Annotated in this window: 15 protein-coding genes; 11 read left to right on the top strand and 4 right to left on the bottom strand. The window is 70.8% G+C overall.

The genetic code is table 11. The features are described 5' to 3' along the window. Window positions 1-3: 3 nt before the first annotated feature. Genes FHX45_RS11075 through FHX45_RS11065 form a run of 3 tightly spaced genes read left to right on the top strand, consistent with a single transcriptional unit; the run spans window position 4 to window position 2,227 of the window. On the top strand, window positions 4-1,002 hold the full coding sequence (locus FHX45_RS11075; RefSeq protein WP_167099688.1) for a C40 family peptidase: 999 nt from the start codon (window positions 4-6) through the stop codon (window positions 1,000-1,002). A 13-nt stretch (window positions 1,003-1,015) separates the two neighbouring features. Next, entirely contained in the window at window positions 1,016-1,990 is a 975-nt protein-coding gene (locus FHX45_RS11070; RefSeq protein WP_167099686.1) for a hypothetical protein, read from the top strand. Between the two features lie 39 nt (window positions 1,991-2,029). Further along, window positions 2,030-2,227, top strand: a complete 198-nt coding sequence (locus FHX45_RS11065; protein ID WP_167099683.1) for a hypothetical protein — start codon at window positions 2,030-2,032, stop codon at window positions 2,225-2,227. 44 nt (window positions 2,228-2,271) lie between these two features. Here the strand turns inward: FHX45_RS11065 and FHX45_RS11060 are convergent, their stop codons facing one another. Then, the gene (locus tag FHX45_RS11060) at window positions 2,272-2,664 is read right to left on the bottom strand and encodes an SCO5389 family protein (protein ID WP_167099681.1); all 393 of its coding nucleotides are present in this window, start codon (window positions 2,662-2,664) and stop codon (window positions 2,272-2,274) included. A 20-nt stretch (window positions 2,665-2,684) separates the two neighbouring features. Beyond that, the gene (locus FHX45_RS11055) at window positions 2,685-3,647 is read right to left on the bottom strand and encodes a nucleotide-binding protein (RefSeq protein WP_167099679.1); all 963 of its coding nucleotides are present in this window, start codon (window positions 3,645-3,647) and stop codon (window positions 2,685-2,687) included. 124 nt (window positions 3,648-3,771) lie between these two features. Between FHX45_RS11055 and FHX45_RS11050 the strand changes: the two genes are divergently transcribed. From FHX45_RS11050 to FHX45_RS11040, 3 genes are read left to right on the top strand one after another with little or no spacing between them, the layout of a single operon-like run. Beyond that, entirely contained in the window at window positions 3,772-5,175 is a 1,404-nt protein-coding gene (locus FHX45_RS11050) for an RNB domain-containing ribonuclease (protein ID WP_167099677.1), read from the top strand. Next, a complete protein-coding gene (locus tag FHX45_RS11045) occupies window positions 5,172-5,549 on the top strand; it encodes a DUF4326 domain-containing protein (RefSeq protein WP_167099675.1) in 378 nt (125 codons plus the stop codon). Before FHX45_RS11050 ends, FHX45_RS11045 begins: the two co-directional genes overlap by 4 nt. After that, on the top strand, window positions 5,546-6,319 hold the full coding sequence (locus FHX45_RS11040) for a helical backbone metal receptor (protein ID WP_167099673.1): 774 nt from the start codon (window positions 5,546-5,548) through the stop codon (window positions 6,317-6,319). The genes FHX45_RS11045 and FHX45_RS11040 overlap by 4 nt, the downstream gene beginning before the upstream one ends. On the opposite strand, the gene FHX45_RS11035 is transcribed toward FHX45_RS11040, so the two are convergent. Together FHX45_RS11035 and FHX45_RS11030 are read right to left on the bottom strand one after the other, a co-directional pair. Continuing rightward, window positions 6,306-7,034 carry a cache domain-containing protein gene (locus FHX45_RS11035; protein WP_167099671.1) on the bottom strand — a complete coding sequence of 243 codons (729 nt, stop codon included), beginning with the start codon at window positions 7,032-7,034 and terminating at the stop codon, window positions 6,306-6,308. The two genes, FHX45_RS11040 and FHX45_RS11035, sit on opposite strands and share 14 nt — an antisense overlap. Before the next feature lie 34 nt (window positions 7,035-7,068). Beyond that, the gene (locus tag FHX45_RS11030) at window positions 7,069-7,812 is read right to left on the bottom strand and encodes a FadR/GntR family transcriptional regulator (protein ID WP_167099669.1); all 744 of its coding nucleotides are present in this window, start codon (window positions 7,810-7,812) and stop codon (window positions 7,069-7,071) included. A gap of 131 nt (window positions 7,813-7,943) precedes the next feature. Here FHX45_RS11030 and FHX45_RS11025 point away from each other — a divergent pair, with 131 nt between their 5' ends. The 5 genes from FHX45_RS11025 to FHX45_RS11005 all read left to right on the top strand — a co-directional run bounded on the left by FHX45_RS11025 (window position 7,944) and on the right by FHX45_RS11005 (window position 13,393). After that, window positions 7,944-9,365 (top strand): aminobutyraldehyde dehydrogenase, encoded by a 1,422-nt coding sequence (locus tag FHX45_RS11025; RefSeq protein ID WP_167099666.1) that lies wholly within the window; start codon window positions 7,944-7,946, stop codon window positions 9,363-9,365. A 5-nt stretch (window positions 9,366-9,370) separates the two neighbouring features. Further along, window positions 9,371-10,447, top strand: coding sequence for an ABC transporter ATP-binding protein (locus FHX45_RS11020; protein ID WP_208405881.1), 1,077 nt, complete (start codon window positions 9,371-9,373; stop codon window positions 10,445-10,447). Window positions 10,448-10,511: 64 nt separating this feature from the next. Then, entirely contained in the window at window positions 10,512-11,717 is a 1,206-nt protein-coding gene (locus FHX45_RS11015) for an ABC transporter substrate-binding protein (protein ID WP_167099663.1), read from the top strand. Window position 11,718: 1 nt separating this feature from the next. Continuing rightward, entirely contained in the window at window positions 11,719-12,576 is an 858-nt protein-coding gene (locus tag FHX45_RS11010; RefSeq protein ID WP_167099659.1) for an ABC transporter permease, read from the top strand. 10 nt (window positions 12,577-12,586) lie between these two features. Further along, the gene (locus FHX45_RS11005; protein WP_167099656.1) at window positions 12,587-13,393 is read left to right on the top strand and encodes an ABC transporter permease; all 807 of its coding nucleotides are present in this window, start codon (window positions 12,587-12,589) and stop codon (window positions 13,391-13,393) included. Window positions 13,394-13,412: the final 19 nt, after the last annotated feature.

The raw sequence follows: 13,412 nt of genomic DNA, 5'->3' as shown, positions 1-13,412 counted from the left end.
CCCATGCGGATCGGTGTCCTCGCCGGCGGCCTGGCCGCCGTCCTGTTCGCCGGGGTGGCGACCGTCGGGGTGCTCAGCAAGGTCGTGACCGACCAGCAGCAGGCCCAGATGCAGGCCGCCTACCGCAACGTCAGCTGCGATGCCGCGATCGGGCCGAGCGTGCCGGGTGGCGACCAGGGTGCCGCGCAAGCCGCGCGGCTCACCGGCGACCAGCAGTTCATCGTCGGGCAGATCATCGAGATCGGCAAGCAGCGTGGCCTGTCCCCGCGTGCCTGGCAGATCGCGATCCAGGCCGGGATGACCGAGTCGGGCATGCACAACCTGAACTACGGCGACCGCGACTCGCTGGGCATCTTCCAGATGCGGCCGTCGATGGGCTGGGGCACGGTCGCGCAGCTGCAGGACATTCCGTACCAGATCAACAAGTTCTACGACGTGCTGCTCGCCGTGCCGGACTGGGACAAGCAGCGTCCCGGCGCCTCGGCGCAGGACGTCGAGCGTTCGGCCTTCCCGGACCGGTACCACAAGTGGGAGCAGATGGCCGCCCACCTGGTGGAAAACCTCGGGCAGGTCGCGGACATGGTCGGCTGCGGGCAGAGCGCGGGCCTGGTGCTGCCGCCGAACAACGCCGCGTCGGCCGCCATCCAGTTCGCGCTGGGGGAGCAGGGCAAACCCTACGTGTGGGGCGCGACGGGCCCGAACGCCTACGACTGCTCCGGTCTGATGCTGCGGGCGTACGAGGCGGCGGGCATCACGCTCAGCCGGGTGTCGCGCGACCAGTACCACAACGGCGCGATGCTCCCGGTGCGGGACGCCCAGCCCGGTGACCTGCTGTTCTGGGCCTACGACACCTCGAACCCGGCGACCATTCACCACGTCGCGATGTACCTTGGCGACGGGAAGATCGTGGAGGCGCAGCAGGACGGTGTGCCGGTGCACATCCGGAAGGTTTCCTGGACCGAAGACGAACTCGTGCCGCAGGCAGTCCGGCCCGGTGTGTAGGAGGTGATTCCCGGTGGCGAAGAAGTTCGGTAAGCGCAAGAAGCCGGCGCAGCTGGGCGATCTGTTCGGTGCCCCGCCGCCCCCGCCGCGTTCGGGGCCGCCGGCGTCCAGCACTCCGCTGGCCGACTACCTGTCGCAGACGCTGCCCGGCGTGGACGAGGGTTACGTCGTGCTGCCGCGGTCGCTGGCCGAGTCGATGTCGTTGCCGTGGCAGCAGCAGATGGCCGGTCTGCTGGCGCAGTTCCACCAGCAGCACCGGTCGTTGTCGTGGCCGGTGTACCGCACCGTGCCGTCGCGCTACGAAAAGCTCGTCAACCTGGACGAAGAGCAGCTCGCGGAGGTCGGCTACCTGGTCGAGATCGACGGCGACGGCGACATGATCTACCGCGAGCGCAGCGGGCGGAAGGTCGAGGAGCCGGAGAACACCACGGTCCTGGTGCCGTGCCTGGACCCGATCCCGCCACGCGGCCAGTCCCGCCGCGAACCGCGGGCCGCCGCCCCGGCCCCGGAAGCGCCGCGGGCCGCGCCGATGATCATCCCGCCGGCTCCGGTGTGGCGGACCACGCCGACCACGCCGTCGCCCGAGGTGCCGCCGCTGCCGGAGCCGCCGAAGAAGCTGGCGGCACCGCGAACGCCGCCCGAAGCGGGCGCCAGGCCGGCGCGGGAGAGCGGCTGGGCGCCGGTGTCCGAGCCGGGTGCGGCGCTACCCACGCCGGCGACCGCGCAGCCGGATACGCGGCCGGTCACGGACCCGCAGGCGTGGCGCACGATGGAGCCGGTGGAGGAGCGGCCTCGGTTCACCGAGCCGTTGCCGCCGCAGCCCCAGCCCACTCCGGCGGCCGGTATCCCCCTGGGCGGCCGCACGGCCGATGCGGAGCCGGCGGCGCCCGCGAGGGCGAACCGGGACTGGTTCGAGGAGGACCAGCCGGAGCAGGACTTCGGCCCGACCGGCCGGCCGACGGAGCTGCCGTACCGCTACCGCCCCTGACCGCTGGCGCGGGTCCGCGCCGGGTGCGAAGCTCGGGGCATGGCGAAAGACACGGACCCGAACCCGGACCAGGGCTGGTACTACAACACCCGCACCGGCGAGGTGGAACACCTCGAGCGGTCGCGGTCCATCGACCTCCTCGGCCCCTATCCCGACGAGGCGACGGCGAAACGGGCGCTCGAGATCGCGCGCGAGCGGACCCGCAAGGCCGATGAGGAAGACGCCAGGTGGAAATGAGAAGAGCCCCGGACCGGGTCCGGTCCGGGGCCGCTTCGACCCGTTCAGCAGTCGCGCAGCTCGGGGCTCTGGTTGCGCAGCTGACCGGCCGGTGAGATGAACTCCCGGTAGTCGTCGCTGTCCACTGCCGCCGGACGGAACGCCGCGACGCGGTGGCAGTTCTGGAAGGCCAGTTTCATGCCGAAGTGCCGCTCCAGCCCGCCGCGGATGGCGTCGGACGCCAGCGCCCGCAGCAGCTGGCCGCGCTCCTGCTCACTCGGCGGCGGGGTCGCGTGGCCGGCGAAGCCGGCGGTGCCGGCCGCGAGGTCGGCGGCCACCTGGCTGACGACCTGCCACGCGTAGGGCAGCGAGTCGCGCACGCAGGCGACGAACTCGTCATCGGTCACGGCACCCGATTCGGCGCGGGCGAGCAGGTCGGCGGGTACATCGAGGGACATCGTGCTCCTTCCGGTTTCCACTAGGCCCCGGCCAGCGCGGGCGGGCCGGGCACGAATTCGGGGTCCACCTGTGCGGCCAGGTCCTCGCCCGTGCGCTCGTTGCCCCACGACCGGGCGTTGCGCAGGTGGAACTCGACCGCCTGGCGGTGGAACTTCGCCCAGTCCCGCTGCGTGGAATCCACAGTGGACCGGAGCGTGGCCAGTGCGTCCAGGTTGTGCGGCTCCAGCGCCGCGATCGGCCGTGCCCGGCCGCGTTCGGCGGCCCGCACGTGCGCCGACCCGGTCAGCCAGCACAGCAGATCGGTGCCCAGCTCCGCACGCAGGAACTCGACGTCCTCGTCGTCGGTGACCTTGTTCCCGACGACGGCGAGCCGCACCCCGAAGTCGCGCGCGTACTCGGCGTACTGCCGGTACACGCCGACGCTGCGCCGGGTCGGCTCGCACACCAGGAACGTCACGTCGAACCGGGTGAACAGGCCGGAGGCGAACGCGTCGGCGCCCGCCGTCATGTCCATCACGACGTACTCGCCGGCGTCGTCGACCAGGTGGTTCAGCAGCAGCTCGGCCGCGCCGACCTTGGAGTGGTAGCAGGCGACGCCCAGGTCGTCCTCGGAGAACCGGCCGGTGACGCCCAGCCGGACGCCGGCGACGTCCCGGAAGCAGGCCGCGAAGACCGGGTTGTCCTCGAACGGCCGCAGCAGTCGTGAGCCCCGGCCGGGCGGAGTCGTCTTGATCATCGCGCCGGCGCCGGTGATCCGCGGGTTGTCGCCGCGCAGCCAGTCCTTGATCAGGGTGAGGTGCTCGCCGAGCGCCGGCAGCGCGGCCGCCTCCTCGGCGGACGCGCCCAGTGCCACGGCCAGGTGCTGGTTGATGTCGGCGTCGATGGCCAGGACCGGGCAGCCGGAACCGGCGAGGTACCCGGCGAACAGCGAGGTCAGCGTGGTCTTCCCGCTGCCGCCCTTGCCGACGAAGGCGACTTTCACAGTGTGCGCACCCTTCCGTTGATGAAAACGATATCGGTTTTCGTCAGTGTGCGGGCAAGATACACCCATCCGGCGCAAGCACGATCGGGCGACCGATGCGCGCGTACCGGGTTAGGGTTGGGGGGTGTCCCACGTCGTGACCGGCACGAACTCGGCGGACGGCGGCTTCGCCCGGCTGCGCGCCGAGTTCGAGCTGCCGGAGGACTTCGACCCGGCCGTGCTCGCCGAGGCCGAGAGCATGGTCATGGACCCGTCCGAGTTCGCCGCCGGTCGCGCCGACGCGACGGACCTGCCCCTGGTCACGCTGGATCCGCCGGGCGCGAAGGACCTCGACCAGGCCATTCTGATCGAGCGGCGGGCGGGTGGCTTCCGGGTGCACTACGCGATCGCCGACCTGGCCGCGTTCGTGACGCCGGGCGGCCCGATCGACCGCGAGGCGCGTCGCCGCGGGCAGACCCTCTACCTCCCGGACGGCACGGTGCCGTTGCACCCGCCCGTGCTGTCCGAAGGTGCCGCGAGCCTGCTGCCCGGCGAGGCACGTCCCGCCGTGCTGTGGACGCTGGAGCTGGACCGGGACGGCGAGCTCACGCAGGCGAACGTGCGCCGCGCCCTGGTCCGCTCCACCGAGCAGCTCGACTACGCGACCGAGGACCCGGCTGCCCCGCACCCGTCGATCGCCGCCCTGCCGGAGCTGGGCACGCTGCGCCGCGAGCTGGCGGTCCGCCGGGGCGCGGTGGAACCGCAGCTGCCGGACCGGGCCATCGGCGCGAACGGGGGCGAGTGGGTGCTGGGCATGCGGCCCCGCACCAGGCTGGAAGCCTGGAACGCGGAGATCTCCCTGCTCACCGGGATGGCCGCGGCGCGGATGATGATCGACGCCCGGATCGGCCTGCTGCGCACCCTGCCGGATCCGGACGCGCAGACGCTGCTCTGGCTGCGTGGTTCGGCCCGCGCGCTCGGCATCGACTGGCCCGCCGGCACGAGTGTGGCCGAACTGCTGGCCGGACTCGACCCGGCGCAACCGGAGTCGATGGCCCTGTACACCGACACCACCCGGCTGCTGCGCGGTGCCGGGTACACCGCCTTCGACGGCGAACTGCCCGAGACGGTCGCACACGCCGGCATCGGCGCCCCGTACGCGCACGTCACCGCCCCGATCCGGCGGCTGGCCGACCGGTTCGCCGCCGAAATCTGCCTGGCGGTGTCCGCCGGGGAGCCGGTTCCGGCGTGGGCGCGCGAGGCACTGCCCGCCCTGCCGGGACTGATGAACGCGTCGGACCTGCTCGCGGCGCGCGTCGAAAAGGCATGCCTGGACCAGGTCGAAGCCTGGATGCTCGCCGGCCGCGCCGGGGACACCTTCAAGGCCGTCGTGCTGCGGGCGGAGGACAACCGTGCCGAGATCATGCTCGCCGACCCGCCGGTGATGGCGCGGTGCGCGGGGGAGAACCTGCCGGAGGGGCGGCGGATCACCGTCCGGCTCACCGCGGTGGACGCCGACAAGCGGAAGGTGTCGTTCGAGCGCGCATGACCGGCGAGTGGACCGACGAGGAGCGCGAACTGGCCCGGCGCGTCCGGGACGGTCACGCGGTGCTGGTGAACGTCCGCAAGTCCGGGCCGCATCGACACCTCGTGCCGTGGCTGGTCGAGCACGACCTGATCACCTACATCGGACACCGCGGCAACCGGCATTCGTGGCCGGAGTCCGACTTCGCGAACCCGTTCGTCAAGGAGGCCAAGCACGACCGGGAGGCGATGGTGCGGCACTACCGTGAATACCTGGCCGGGCAGCCGGACCTGCTGGCGCGCCTGCCCGAGCTGGCCGGCCGGGCCCTGGGTTGCTGGTGCGCGCCGCTGCCCTGCCACGGCGACGTCCTGCTGGAGCACCTCGAAGGAAAGCGATGACCCTGTTCGACGACCTCGGCGCGGACGTGCCGGTGCGTGGTGTGCCGCGCCGCGTGGTCTCCCTGGTGCCCGCGCTGACCGAGGCGGTCGAGGTGAGTGCGCCCGGCCGGATCGCCGGGGCCACCGACTACTGCACGCATCCGGAGTCGCTCGAGGTGTCCCGCGTCGGCGGGTCGAAGTACCCCAAGGTGGACGAGGTCCTCGCGGTGCGCCCGGATCTCGTGCTGGCCAATTCCGAGGAGAACCGGCCGGAGGACGTGCAACGCTTGCGCGCCAACGGGATCCCGGTGTGGGTGATGGCGGCTCCGGAGACCGTCCCGCAGGCATTGGCCTCCCTGCGCCGCCTGCTGACCCAGGGGCTGGAGGTGTCCGAACCGGACTGGCTGGTGACCGCCGAAAGCCTGTGGCGGGACACGCGGCCCGAGCGCGTCCGCGCGATCGTGCCGGTCTGGCGCAAACCGTGGGTCGTGCTCGGGCGGGACACCTTCGGTGGTGACGTGCTGCGCCGGCTGGGTGTCGGAAACGTCTACGCCGGCCACGAGGACCGGTACCCGCGGCCGAAGATCGACGAGTTGCGGTCGCGGTTCGCCGAGGGCAAGGCCGATCTGCTGGTCCTGCCCGACGAGCCGTACCTGTTCACCGACAACGACGGCCCGGAGGCGTTCCCGGAGGTGCCGTTCGTGCTGGTCTCCGGGCGGTACCTGACCTGGTACGGGCCGTCGCTGGTGGACGCCCACCGCACTCTGGAGGCCGCGTTCAGCGCCTGGTGACGAGCAGGGCGATCGGCGCGTCCCCGCAGCGCAGCAGCAGGGTGCCGGCCTCGTGCACCGGTTGCGCCCCGGCGTTCCACCAGGACGCGATGTCGGGGTCGCGCACCAGGGAACCGGTCGCCTGGCGGGCGGTGTTCGCCGCGATGACCCGGCCCTGCGCGTTGATCACCGCCGCGCGGCCGTCGACGCGGCGCAGCTTCGGCAGCAGCAGACGCTCGAACTCGTGCACGAACACGTCCGCGCCGACCACCCCGGCGAACGTGCCGTTCCGCAGGACCGGGACGGTGAACGTCAGCGTGTACTCGTCGGTGCAGAGGTAGTCGACGTAGGGGCCGGTGATGTGCCGGCGGCCCGAGTCGCGCGGCACCGTGAACCAGGACTGCCGCGTGTAGTCGAGGAAGTGGTCGCTGCCCGGGTCGAGGCTGATGAACAGCTGTGCGGGCGGGCCGCCGGGCGTGCAGGTCCACCACTCGAAGCCGAAGCGCTGGTCGGCGAGCGTGTCCGGGGCCGCGATGAACCCGGCGCCGACGATCCGCCCGCCCAGGGCCGCCTGCACGTCCGGGCGCAGCGCGTCCAGGTCGGCCGCGCGGACCGGGCCGGTCCGCCCGAGGATCGCGCCGGCCGCGGCGACGACCGGGGCGAGCCGCGCGAAAACGTCCTCGACGATGCCGGACACCTCTTCGGCGATGCCCTCGCCGGCCAGCGTGTCGTTCACGGTGCCGTCCCTGAAGTAGTCGAGGTGTCGAAGCTTAGGACCCGAGTAGGTCAAGATGCACCTCACCCAATCGGTCGATGGTGTCGAGGATGTGCTGCTCGGTCAATATGCGTGCCCGGTCGCCGTCGGCCTGCGCGATCGCCAGCGCGATGGCCCGGTGCTCGGTGCACGCCGTCACCGGATCGTGGTGGCCGAGCGGCAGCCACAGCAGAGCACCCTGTTCGCTTTGCAGCCGGATCTCCTGGTGGGTGAGCCGGGGGGACTGGGACGCGGCGGCGACCTCAAGGTGGAACTGCCGCTCGGCGCGGGCAGCCGCGGTGCCGACCGCGCCGTGGAGGTCCTCGGCGGCGAGCTGGAGGCGGGCGATGTCCTCGGCCGAGCTGCGTTCCGCGGCCAGCCGGGCGGCCGCGCCCGCGATGGCCACGTAGTCGTCGCCGATGTCGCGCAGCTCGCTCAGCGAGACCTCGCGCAGCCGCGCGCGCCAGGTCTCGTCGTTCTCCTCGGGGGGTGCGCAGACGAAACTGCCGCCGCCGCGACCACGCCTGGTCTGCACGAGACCCTGCTGCCGCAGCGCCACCAGTGCCTCCCGCACGGTCACGGTCGATACCCCGAACTGCTCGGCCAGCTCCGCCTCGCTCGGCAGCTGCTCCTGGTCGGCGAGGACACCCAGCGTGATCGCGTCCACCAGGCGCCGGGCGACGAGCTCGGCCCGCCCGGTCTGGTCCAGGGGCGCGAACAGCACCGATCGCGCGCTGGGGGATGTCAACGGCCTGCGCATCGGCCTCCTTCTTTCGGGTAGCGCCGCAACAATCCTGCCTGAAGACCTTGTCCTATGAAATATGGTCTTATATGTTTTCCGGCCATCGGGGTACCGACCCGCACCGCCCCCGCCGAGCCAGGAGCCTGCCCGTGCATCAGCTGAAGCACTTCATCGACGGCGAACCCGCGGATTCCGCTGACGGAGCCGTCGCCGAGATCATCGATCCGGTCACCGGACGGCCGTACTGCACCGCCCCGGTCGGCGCCGCCCAGGACGTGGACCGCGCCCTGCGTGCCGCGGCCCGGGCGTTCGAGGAGTGGCGGGAGACCACGCCCGGCACGCGCCAGGTCGCGCTGCTCAAGATCGCCGACGCGGTCGAGCAGCGGGCCGACGAGATCGTGCGCGTCGAGTCGGCGAACACCGGCAAGCCGCTGGCCGTCATCACGGCCGAAGAGATCCCGATGATCGTCGACCAGCTCCGGTTCTTCGCCGGGGCCGCCCGCGCGCTGGAGGGCCGGGCCGCGGGCGAGTACCTGACCGGCCACACCTCCTACGTCCGGCGCGAACCGATCGGCGTCTGCGCGCAGGTGACGCCGTGGAACTACCCGCTGCTGATGGCGATCTGGAAGATCGCGCCCGCACTCGCGGCCGGGAACACGGTGGTGCTCAAGCCGGCCGACACCACCCCGGCGTCCACGGTGCTGCTCGCCGAGATCGCGGCGGAGTTCCTGCCGCCCGGCGTGCTCAACGTGGTCTGCGGGGACCGCGGCACCGGCCGGGCACTGGTCGAGCACGAGATCCCGGCGATGGTGTCGATCACCGGCTCGGTCCGCGCCGGCATCGAGGTCGCCGGCGCCGCCGCCAGCGACCTCAAGCGGGTGCACCTGGAACTCGGCGGCAAGGCCCCGGTGCTCGTCTTCGCCGACGCCGACCTGGAGAACGCGGCCGAGACCATCGCCACGGCCGGGTTCTTCAACGCCGGCCAGGACTGCACGGCCGCTACCCGTGTCCTGGTGCACGACGACGTCCACGACGAGTTCGTCGCCGCGCTGACCCGGCACGCCGAGGCGACCAGAACCGGCCTGCCCGACGACCCCGACGTGCTCTACGGTCCGCTCAACAGCGCCGGCCACCTCGCGAAGGTCGCCGGGTTCGTCGAGCGGCTGCCCGCGCACGCGACCGTCCACACCGGAGGCAAACCGGCCCGCGACGAGGGTTACTTCTTCGAGCCGACGGTGATCTCCGGCGTCCGGCAGGATGACGAGATCTCGCAGAACGAGGTGTTCGGCCCGGTCATCACCGTGCAGCGGTTCGGCGGCGAGGACGAGGCGCTGGCCGCGGCCAACGGCGTCGAGTACGGGCTCGCGTCGTCGCTGTGGACCACCGACCACCGGCGGGCGATGCGCCTGTCCGCGAAGCTCGACTTCGGCTGCGTCTGGATCAACACGCACATCCCGCTGGTGGCCGAGATGCCGCACGGCGGGTTCAAGAAGTCCGGTTACGGCAAGGACCTCTCGCTGTACGGGCTCGAGGACTACACCCGGATCAAGCACGTCATGACGGCGTGGTGAGGACTATGTCGCCCAACCAAGCACCTTCCCTGACCGCCGAGAAGACCGCCGCCCGCGCGACGGCCACGAGCGCGATCCGCCTGCGCGGCCTGCGCAAGGAGTTCGGCTCCGTGGTGGCCGTCGAAGGCGTCGACCTGGACATCGCGCAGGGCGAGTTCTTCTCGATGCTCGGACCGTCCGGTTCCGGCAAGACCACCGTGCTGCGCATGATCGCCGGGTTCGAGCTGCCCACGTCCGGCACGGTCGAACTGGCCGGCCGCGACGTGACACGGCTGGCCCCGTTCGCGCGGGACGTGAACACCGTGTTCCAGGACTACGCGCTGTTCCCGCACATGACCGTGCAGCAGAACGTGGAATACGGGCTGCGGGTCAAGAAGGTGCCGCGCGCGCAGCGCCGCGAACGCGCCCGCGAGGCACTGCGGACCGTCCACCTGGAAGGGTTCGAAAGCCGGAAACCCACCCAGCTTTCCGGCGGCCAGCGGCAGCGCGTCGCGCTGGCCCGCGCCCTGGTCAACCGGCCCAAGGTGCTGCTGCTCGACGAACCGCTCGGCGCACTGGACCTGAAGCTCCGGCACGCCATGCAGAGCGAGCTGAAGCAGATCCAGCGTGAGGTCGGCATCACGTTCATCTTCGTCACCCACGACCAGGACGAGGCGCTGACGATGAGCGACCGGATCGCGGTGTTCAACACCGGCGGCATCGAACAGGTCGGCACGCCGAGCGAGGTCTACGAAAAGCCGGCCACCGCGTTCGTCGCCGGGTTCGTCGGCACGTCGAACCTGCTGTCCGGCGACGGCGCCGAGGCGGTGCTCGGCACGCGTGGCGTGTTCAGCATCCGGCCGGAGAAGATCCGCATCGACACCGATCTCTCCCAGCCCGCCGCGTCCGGTGAGGTCAGCGCGACCGGCACGGTCACCAGCACCTCCTACGCCGGCGCCACCGTCCGCTACGTCGTCGCGCTCGACGTCGGCGGGCAGCTGTCGGTGGTCCGGCAGAACGCCGGCGCACCCCTCGAACTCGCCGACAACCGGGTCCGCCTGTCCTGGCGGCGGGAACACAACTTCCGCATCAACGACCAGTGAGCAAGCGGCCCGCGGCCGTGCGACTTCCGTTCCACCGCTCAGAAAAAACCGAAGGAGCCAATCCATGCGCAACAGCCGGACCCTGCGCCTGATCGCGGGGGTGATGTGCGCGGGCACCGCCCTGGCGGCCTGCGGGACGTCGAGCACCAGCTCGTCCAGCGCGGGCGGCGGGGGGTTCACCCCGCCCAAGCTCGAAGCCCTGTCCCAGCTCGGCCAGCCCGAGGGCGCGCTCAACATCCTGGCGTGGCCCGGTTACGCGGAGAACGGGTCCAACGACCCGAACGTCGACTGGGTCACCCCGTTCGAGCAGGCGACCGGGTGCAAGGTCAACGTCAAGACCTTCGGCACCTCCGACGAGGCGGTCAGCCTCATGAAGACCGGCCAGTACGACGTGATCTCCGCCTCCGGTGACGCGTCGCTGCGACTCATCGCCGGCGGGGACGTCGAGCCGGTGAACACCAGCCTGGTGCCGAACTACGCCGACATCTACGACTTCCTCAAGAGCAAGCCCTGGAACAGCGTCAACAACGTCTCCTACGGCGTGCCGCACGGCTGGGGCGCCAACGTCCTGACCTACCGCACCGACAAGGTCAGCCCGGCGCCGAACTCGTGGTCCACCATGTTCGACCCGAACTCGCCGTACAAGGGCAAGGTCATCGCGTACGACTCGCCGATCTACATCGCCGACGCCGCGCTGTACCTGATGAAGACCAAGCCGGAACTGGGCATCAAGAACCCCTACGCGCTGGACGACAAGCAGTTCCAGGCCTCGGTCGACCTGCTCAAGCAGCAGCGCCCGCTGGTGTCGGAGTACTGGTCGGACTACCTCAAGGAGAGCCAGGCGCTCAAGAACGGCGACGCCGTCATCGGCACCGCCTGGCAGGTGACGGTCAACCTGACCCAGTCCGAGGGCGCGCCGGTGCAGTCCACCCTGCCCACCGAGGGGGCGACCGGCTGGTCGGACACCTGGATGGTCTCGGCGAAGTCGCCGCACAAGACCTGCGCCTACAAGTGGCTCGACCACATCGTCAGCCCGCAGGCCAACGCGAAGGTCGCCGAGTACTTCGGCGAGGCGCCGGCCAACCCGAAGGCGTGCTCGATGACCGCGGACGCCAAGCACTGCGAGGTCTACCACGCCGGTGACGCGGCCTACGCGAGCCGGATCTGGTACTGGACCACGCCGATCACGCAGTGCATCGACGGCCGTACCGACGTCAAGTGCAAGGACTACGGCGAGTGGACTCGCGCGTGGACGGAGATCAAGGGCTGACATGAGCATCGCCGCCAGTGTGTCGGGATTCCTCTACCGCAAACCCAGGTTGCGGCTGGGCATGCTGCTCAGCGCGCCGCTGCTCTGGCTCGGCCTGGCCTACCTCGGCGCACTGGCGGCGTTGTTCGTCACCGCCTTCTGGCACACCGACACGTTCACCGGCCAGGTCGTGACGGAGTGGTCGCTGGACAACTTCGCCACCTTGTTCCGCGACGAGGTCTACCGCACGATCACGGTCCGCACGCTCGGCATCGCGGTCGCGGTCACCGTGATCGACGCCGTGATCGCGTTCCCGATGGCCTTCTACATGGCCAAGTTCGCGTCCCCGCGTGCGCAACGGGTGCTGGTGATCGCGGTGATGACCCCGCTGTGGGCCAGCTACCTGGTCAAGGCGTATTCGTGGCGGATCATGCTGTCGGGCAACGGGCTGATCGGGTGGCTCTTCGGCGCCACCCCCGGCTACGGCCTGGCGGCGACCGTCATCACGCTGTCCTACCTGTGGCTGCCGTACATGATCCTGCCGATCTACGCGGGACTGGACCGGCTGCCGAACTCGCTCGTCGAGGCGTCCGGTGACCTCGGCGGGCGGCCGTGGGGGACGTTCCGGTCGGTGGTGCTGCCGCTGACGTTCCCCGCGATCGTGGCCGGCTCGATCTTCACGTTCTCGCTCACCCTCGGCGACTACATCACGGTCAAGATCGTCGGCGGCGCCAACCAGATGCTCGGCAACGTCGTCTACGACAACATCGGCGCGGCGAACAACCTCCCCTTCGCGGCGACGGTCGCCACCGTGCCGGTCGTGATCATGCTCGTCTACCTCGCCGCGGTGCGCCGCACCGGTGCGCTGGACAACCTGTAGGCGGTCGAAGATGATGCTTTCGAAGAAGACCAAGTACGTGCTGCTCGCCGGGCTGGTGCTCGGGCTCGCCGTGATCTACGTGCCGCTGGTCGTGGTCCTGCTCAATTCGGTCAACTCCGACACCACGTTCGGCTGGCCGCCGTCCGGCTTCACCTTCGAATGGTGGGGCCGCGCGGCGCAGAACGAGGGCGTGCTCCGGGCGCTGGTGACCAGCCTGGAAGCCGGACTCGCCGCCACCGTGCTCGCGCTGGTGCTCGGCATGATGGCGGCGTTCGCGCTGCAGCGGTACCGGTTCTTCGGCAAGGACACCGTGTCGCTGCTGATCATCCTGCCGATCGCGCTGCCCGGCATCGTCACCGGCATCGCGCTGAACAACGCGTTCCGCACGATCCTCGGCGTCGACCTCGGATTGTTCACCGCGATCGTGGCGCACGCGACCTTCTGCATCGTGGTGGTGTTCAACAACGTCGTCGCGCGGCTGCGCCGGATGGGCGGCAACCTCGAGGAAGCGTCGATGGACCTCGGCGCCGACGGCATCACCACCTTCCGGCTGGTCACGTTCCCGATGCTGCGGTCGGCGCTGCTCGCCGGGGGGCTGCTGGCGTTCGCGCTGTCCTTCGACGAGATCATCGTCACCACGTTCACCCTCGGCGCCGGGCTGCAGACGCTGCCGATCTGGATCCTGGACAACCTGTTCCGGCCCAACCAGGCGCCGGTGGTCAACGTGGTCGCCGCGGTGCTGATCGTGGTGTCGACGGTGCCGGTGTACCTCGCGCAGCGGTTGTCCGGTGACACGGCCAGCGGCGGGCGGCTGTAGCGCCTCAGGTATTTTGGCG

This window comes from Amycolatopsis granulosa (assembly GCF_011758745.1).
Taxonomy (GTDB): domain Bacteria; phylum Actinomycetota; class Actinomycetes; order Mycobacteriales; family Pseudonocardiaceae; genus Amycolatopsis_E; species Amycolatopsis_E granulosa.
Note: the sequence above shows the minus strand (reverse complement) of the source record. Positions and strands in the feature narration are given on the sequence as shown.

Excerpts from the sequence above, each read along its gene's own strand:
- FHX45_RS11015 (WP_167099663.1), top strand. The coding sequence starts at position 10,512 with ATGCGCAACAGCCGGACCCTGCGCCTGATCGCGGGGGTGATGTGCGCG.
- FHX45_RS11045 (WP_167099675.1), top strand. The coding sequence starts at position 5,172 with ATGACCGGCGAGTGGACCGACGAGGAGCGCGAACTGGCCCGGCGCGTC.
- FHX45_RS11040 (WP_167099673.1), top strand. The coding sequence starts at position 5,546 with ATGACCCTGTTCGACGACCTCGGCGCGGACGTGCCGGTGCGTGGTGTG.
- FHX45_RS11010 (WP_167099659.1), top strand. The coding sequence starts at position 11,719 with ATGAGCATCGCCGCCAGTGTGTCGGGATTCCTCTACCGCAAACCCAGG.
- FHX45_RS11065 (WP_167099683.1), top strand. The coding sequence starts at position 2,030 with ATGGCGAAAGACACGGACCCGAACCCGGACCAGGGCTGGTACTACAAC.
- FHX45_RS11020 (WP_208405881.1), top strand. The coding sequence starts at position 9,371 with ATGTCGCCCAACCAAGCACCTTCCCTGACCGCCGAGAAGACCGCCGCC.
- FHX45_RS11075 (WP_167099688.1), top strand. The coding sequence starts at position 4 with ATGCGGATCGGTGTCCTCGCCGGCGGCCTGGCCGCCGTCCTGTTCGCC.
- FHX45_RS11030 (WP_167099669.1), bottom strand. The coding sequence starts at position 7,812 with ATGCGCAGGCCGTTGACATCCCCCAGCGCGCGATCGGTGCTGTTCGCG.
- FHX45_RS11060 (WP_167099681.1), bottom strand. The coding sequence starts at position 2,664 with ATGTCCCTCGATGTACCCGCCGACCTGCTCGCCCGCGCCGAATCGGGT.
- FHX45_RS11005 (WP_167099656.1), top strand. The coding sequence starts at position 12,587 with ATGATGCTTTCGAAGAAGACCAAGTACGTGCTGCTCGCCGGGCTGGTG.